Below are 6177 nucleotides of genomic sequence, written 5' to 3'. Positions count from 1 at the left end.
GGTTATCGGGAAAACATATCTTCATTCACTTCGTGAGTCCATCTTGAAAAAATACACTGAAAAAAATATTCGATCCTCTCGGCTTATACAGCAATACCGTATAAAAAAAGTTCACCCATAATTACTGCAAAGGGGGCATGGGGGATTTAACGCTCGGAATTACATCCCCCTAACCCCCTTGAACCAAGGGGGAATTGAAACACAGTACCCTTCAGAATGCTTAAGTTGATGACATTGAACTCAAGCCGGGCAGAACGATACCGGAAACGGTAGCCCCGGGTTACGTCCCGGGGAAGACGACAAACCTTGTAATTTCATCGGGACGTAACCCGATGCTACCCTCTTCGAAAGTGTATTTCCCCTCGATGCCTCCAGCAGTTCCTTTACCGGCCCCCGGATGGTTTATCTGGCAAACATGGATATGGCCGTGAAAAGCATGGCCGTAGAACTTAGAATAACTGTTAACCCCATACCCACTATCCATTTGATCACATCTTTTTGATTTTGTCCCGCTTCTTTTCTGACTTCCTCAATTTTAAGATCCAGTTGCCTGATATCTCTCTTCAGTTCAGCGATATCGCTTTTGGTGGCCAGATCATTCTCGACAAGTTCCTTGAGTTGTTCTGCATGAACTCTGGCCTGTTCCGGTGGAACACCGACTTTCTGGAGTTTTTCAGCGTAAATCAATGTATCAAATATCAGCATGGTTTTACCTTTTCTGTTATCAATTGAACAACAAGAGATATTTTTGACATTACAGACATAGCCACCATTTTCAAATCAAATATTTTACGTTCAAGTCTATGGTTTGAAACAGAAAAATTTAAAAAAATTGGCGCCTTTCAAAAATGACCAAAAGTAATTTAGGGGGTTGGTCATATTTGGGGTCACAAATTGTAGGGGCGAACCTGTGTGTTCGCCCTGATCCTGGGCAGACACACAGGTCTGCCCCTACGGGATAAAACCCAAACCAGGTGGAAAATCCAAGATCAATTATTGCGTTTGCAAGACTCTTTTTTTGTTCACTCTCCGCAAAAAAAAAGACAGGCACCCTCGAAAGGATGACCTGTCTTTGAAAAAGGGAATCAATATCCCATGAGAAACATTCCCGACCAGGAGTCGGGAATGAGTTTGAACCCGCATTAACTCAAAAATCTAGAAATTTTTGGTCAATGTAGCAGTGCCTGTGATGCTGGCCGTTGTTCCGTTATATACTAACAGATATCCGTCCTGCCCACCATAATTGGGGGTTATGGTATAAGTTGTAGCACCGGTTGTTCCAAGCACACTTCCGGAATCAGTACAACTTGTGGTAGTGGTGCAAAGCTTAACACCAGTATTCAGTGACGCACCTGTCACTGCCAGAGAATAGGTTCCCTGTGCGGTAGGAGGTGTCTGTTGTGTTGTGCTGAATGTGTACAGATTCATTGCACCTGCGGCAACTGTAATGTTGGTCGCTGTGGTGGACAATGTTCCTGAACTGGTCACGTTGATATGCTTCAATGTGAATACATCAGCCGTTGTATTCGGGGTTTTTGTCACTGGACGAGTTGCCACATAATAATAAGTCGAATCACTGGCAGCCAACGCTCCGGATTGCCCCTGCGTCTTGCCCAACGCATTATACAAAGCCGCAATCCCGGTGTTCCCGGGAATGCCCGCAGTGACAGTTGTCGAGATCAATGAGGCGGGGGTAAATGTAGTCAACGCAGGACCTGAAACAGTCGTTTTGGTGATCATGACTGTACTAGGTAAACCCTTATTCATGTAGACCGGGAACACTTTCACATCACCATCCCCAACAGAAATATTACCGCTGGCAGTTCCTGGTGTTAAAAAGGATTCCGGTGTGATTGGGGTCGCACTCAGGCTATAGCTCAATCCTGCCACAGTGGAGGCGGCTGTAACAGTAATAGTAGATGTAAAAGCCGTCGTGGCAATCACTACTTTGGATTGAGTGTAATATGACGATGCATCAGCGGCATCGGTCATCGTAACCAGCGTGGTTAAAGTCGAAGCGCTCCAGGAACCAACGTTACCGCTACTAGGAGTTAACGTGAGTTTATAGAATCCAGGTGCCAGCAAGGTCAGAGCATGAGTCGCACTGCTACCATAGGTCAATGAACCTGATACAGTTTCTGATGGACCCAACGGCTTGCCATTGATCGTCACGGCAGTGCTTGATTTAGCCACACCAACTGAAGCGGTGGCACTGGCAGTTGAGGAGTTTCTGACCACCAGCATTCCCTTTTGACCATCATAGGTGGGTGTGATGGAAAGCGAAGAATCACCTTCTGTATCATAAGCAGAAACAGCATAGGATCCATCACCGCCGGCATGGACTCCTGACTGTATTTGCGAAGTGCTGGCGGAACTGACTGTGGCCGTATAACTGTTGTATGTGGTGGCCGTCTGCCCTGCATGAGTCATGGTGAAAGAATACATATTGATCTCACCCGCACCAATGGTCGCCGCTGTGGCTGTTGCGTCCACAGTCAAGGCAACTGGTGAATTCACCGTGATATGCTTCAATTTGATCTTGTCCGCCGATGTATTATTACTGGTTGTCAGCGGTCGATACAGCGCAATGTATCCTGTACCACTGCTTGAAGCCAATTTGAATCCACTATAAACCGTTGCTGATGCAACCGTTGCCGTACTTCCACCACTGGTCACTGTTCCAACGATTGGAACTTGAGTCCCGGTATACGCATAGAGGTTGCCTGAACTCAGATACGGTGAGGTGGAACTGGTTGCTTCCAGAGCCCCCTGATACATAGCAGGCCAATCGCCCAACAAGGCGGCGGTGGTTACCGCTGGACCAGAAACAGAGGTTTGTTCCACAAGTGTGGGCAACCCGGCTGTTACAGAAACTGGATAAATCTTCACATCGCCCTCAGCAATTGAAATCTCAGCCGACTGTGTTCCCACGGTCAACGCTGTTTCAGGAGTGATGGTGCTTACTGACAGAGAATAGGTCAACCCGCCAGTTCCTGCGGCTACGGTGAAATAGCGAGTTTCGGTGCTGTTAGCCAGAAAGACCATGGATTGTGTGAAATAGGCTTTACTGGAATCGTTCATGGTAAAATTACTTGATCCAGTCTGAGTGAAGGATGCAGCACTGCCAGCAGAAGGTGTCAGGGTAACTTTATAGAAAGTCCCAGCACTTACCGCCAAGGTGTGAATCCATGCACCATTAGCTCCAAGTGCCTTCCCTGTGATAGGCGCCTCTGCGGTGAATGCGGAAACACTGGCCGGAATTTCTTGATATTTGACCGTGTAAGTCGCGGTTTCAACATCATCAGTGTTGTTCAATGCAATCACATGGGTTGTGGTTTCATCAGCAAGAAAAGTGCTTGATATTATGTTCGCACCGGTTTGTGCTGGTGTGAAAGAAGATACAACAGATGTCCCATCATTTTTTCGGATGCTTCCACTCACACCTGCTTTGGTAGTGGTTTTTATCTGAGTGAGGGTCACGCTGTATACCGTGTTTTTAGTGGTACTGAAACTATACAATATCTGATCCCGCGGTTCCAGAGTCATTTCAGCAGTCGCGGCGCCGGAGATCAGCGCTGTCGGATTGCTGACACTCAGGTTATAAACGATATCGGCTGAAGTGGCCGCATCGATGAACAGATAGGCTGTTCCTGTCATCACGCCGACATATCGGATCGTCTGGCGACCTGCTGCGTTTGTAACAGAACTGCTACAATTGGTGCGGGCCATATCCGTGCATATGAATAAGGACGCTGTGCCAGTAGCGGTCGTATCTGCCGCCAGCAATTTAGGCGTCAAACTCACCAGAATGGTTTTGTTGAGCGTGGTGGACAGTGGATAACGCATGGTTTTGCCTTTTGACAACGACTGATTTTCCAGCGTATCCCCGCCTGTCAGGGCGCGAACCACACGGACACTGTAGGAACCATCAGCCTGCACGCCGAGATAATACGTGCCGGTTTTATCCGCACTGAGTGTGGTGCCCAAAGAGCGTGATTGTTCTGGATTGGAATAAAATCCAGCAGTAGCGGAACTGCCACTGAGTTCATACATATAGGATTTTCCAGCTTGTCCATCAAATTTGAAGGACCGGATGTCATTGGCGGAAGTCGCGCTGGCATTGACCGTGATGGACGACACAGGAATGCTTTTCTCTTCAGGCGAGCATCCAGCAGTCACAATTAAGCCGATCGCTGATCCTATGACCAGGAAACGGTTTAAATAATATTTCAATGAATGTTTATTCATACAAAACTCCTTGTATTGGTTTTAGATAATTGTCTGTGTTTTATTCGAGTCAGCAAATTGTATTTTGCCTTCAAACACAGGGAATATTGATTATGTCAGGTAATGATCATGTGCCTTAGAATTTGACATTGAATGCCACGCCCATGGATGCGGTATTGGACCATTTCAAACGTCCAGCGGCATTAACAAATGATTCATAGCCACCTTTAACCGCACCGGAAGTGGAGGTTCCCAGGGCGGCCACTGTCGCGGCGTCATCAGCTTGAGCCGCGTTTTTTGCCGCGGTATCAAGATCACTGCGCAGTTTGCTGTCTTCCTGGATTCCCAGCATATGATAGAACAAGGTTACGGAAGCGCCTTCCTTGAGAGGAATGGTGTAGTTGGTCATCAGTGCTGTTTTGACTTCAAGCAAAGCAGGCATGTATCCGCTTTCGCCATAAGCCGGAGCGTTGATCATGGTGTAATCGATTCCTAAAGCACCATTGTCATTGAAGTCCAGAATCAATCCGGCTGTGATGATATTTCCTTCAAAAGCCAGATCTTCATTGGCGGACACTTCAAGGTTCTTGAAATTACCGATACCGGTTGAGCTCAACTGGGCTGTAGTATTGGCGGAAACAGCGGCACTGGGGGTCACATCTTTCAGACTTGCGGCCGCGGCATTATTGTAAATTGCATTCGCGGAAGCGGCGGCTAACGCAGCACTTTTTCCATCAGCTTCCAGAGCGGCAGTGATCGCGGCCTCAGAAAAAGCTGAATCTGCGGCAATGAATTCATCGGCCTTGGTGGAACTCATACCAGCGGCAACCAGCAGAGTTTTATAACCGGCTTTAACGGCACTATCCACACTGGCTCCGAGACCTGCCCTGAGTTGACCGGGAAGTGCGTCCAGCGTACCTGCGGTCACAATGGCTCTTGCTTTGTCACCACTTGCGGACTGGTATCCCACATAGGGTTTGACCATTCCGAAATCCATCATGACGGAAGCATTGATGAGTGTGTGCTTGTAGGTATGGGCATATTCATAAGGTGCATTTTCACCCGAGGTATATTTGCCAACGGCAACCTGCTGCATCCCGACATCAAATTTGACCATACTGAATTTTCCGTTGACCCAAACCACATTGTTGGAGGCTTCATTCGCTTTGCCACCTGTCATGATTTTGGAGGCATCGCCCATTCCGCTGGTGGTAGCGATCCCGATTTCCATCTCTTTCATAGGGTGAAAATCAAGGCTGATTCCAGGAACTTCCTTGAGTGTGGTCGCACCACGAAATGCCTGAAAGTCGTCTTCAGCATCGCCGTCATACACCTTGGTACCCGCGGCCACAGAAGTTGACGCAAACGACTGGTATCCAATCTTGATGCCCAATGGTAGCCATGGTGAATAACGTGCCCAGACATCGCCCAGGTAAACACGGGTGTCATTTTTTCCTCCGGCACTGGCTTCACCGGATGTCGCGGTTGGAATTGTTGAGGGATGATCCGGATCATTGGCATCCATTTTAATGACGGCCACACCCACCATCTGCGGAATATTTCTTCCGTCTGATTCACCGACACTGCCGCTGGTCGTGATGAACGTCAGATTGCCGGTGGCACGGGATGTCTGATTGGAGCGGTTATTGGCGCCATGACGGTCTCCTGATCCGAGATCAAGAGGAGTGATATAATTGTCCTGCATTTTGGCATAAGCATTGACAGAGCCTTTGGTGATCAAAGTAGCCTCTGTCTTTTTTGGTGCTTCCTGAGCCAAGAGTGTTCCCCCACACAGCATCGAAGCCACCGCGGTATAAAACAGTTTTTTTATTATCATACATCTCCCCATTTTAACGACATTCATGAATAATTGCAGACTACACAATCCGCAATTTTGATAGCACACAACATGCTTATATCGCTTGTAATCAATTTATAATTGAAATGTCA

At 47.7% G+C, this 6177-nt stretch carries 3 protein-coding genes; all 3 read right to left on the bottom strand.

Annotated elements, in window-relative coordinates:
* Window positions 1-402 precede the first annotated feature (402 nt).
* Window positions 403-705 carry a hypothetical protein gene (locus HQM11_17675; GenBank protein ID MBF0352867.1) on the bottom strand — a complete coding sequence of 101 codons (303 nt, stop codon included), beginning with the start codon at window positions 703-705 and terminating at the stop codon, window positions 403-405.
* A 450-nt stretch (window positions 706-1155) separates the two neighbouring features.
* The gene (locus tag HQM11_17670) at window positions 1156-4248 is read right to left on the bottom strand and encodes a hypothetical protein (protein MBF0352866.1); all 3093 of its coding nucleotides are present in this window, start codon (window positions 4246-4248) and stop codon (window positions 1156-1158) included.
* Between the two features lie 115 nt (window positions 4249-4363).
* Window positions 4364-6064 (bottom strand): hypothetical protein, encoded by a 1701-nt coding sequence (locus HQM11_17665; protein ID MBF0352865.1) that lies wholly within the window; start codon window positions 6062-6064, stop codon window positions 4364-4366.
* Between the last annotated feature and the right edge of the window lie 113 nt (window positions 6065-6177).

The sequence above is a fragment of the SAR324 cluster bacterium genome (assembly GCA_015232315.1).
Lineage (GTDB): Bacteria > SAR324 > SAR324 > SAR324 > NAC60-12 > JADFZZ01.
This window is presented reverse-complemented; position numbering and strand designations above follow the sequence as displayed.

What these genes read in the sequence shown, in the direction of transcription:
- HQM11_17675 (MBF0352867.1), bottom strand. Translation starts at nt 705, where the DNA reads ATGCTGATATTTGATACATTGATTTACGCTGAAAAACTCCAGAAAGTC.
- HQM11_17670 (MBF0352866.1), bottom strand. Translation starts at nt 4,248, where the DNA reads ATGAATAAACATTCATTGAAATATTATTTAAACCGTTTCCTGGTCATA.
- HQM11_17665 (MBF0352865.1), bottom strand. Translation starts at nt 6,064, where the DNA reads ATGATAATAAAAAAACTGTTTTATACCGCGGTGGCTTCGATGCTGTGT.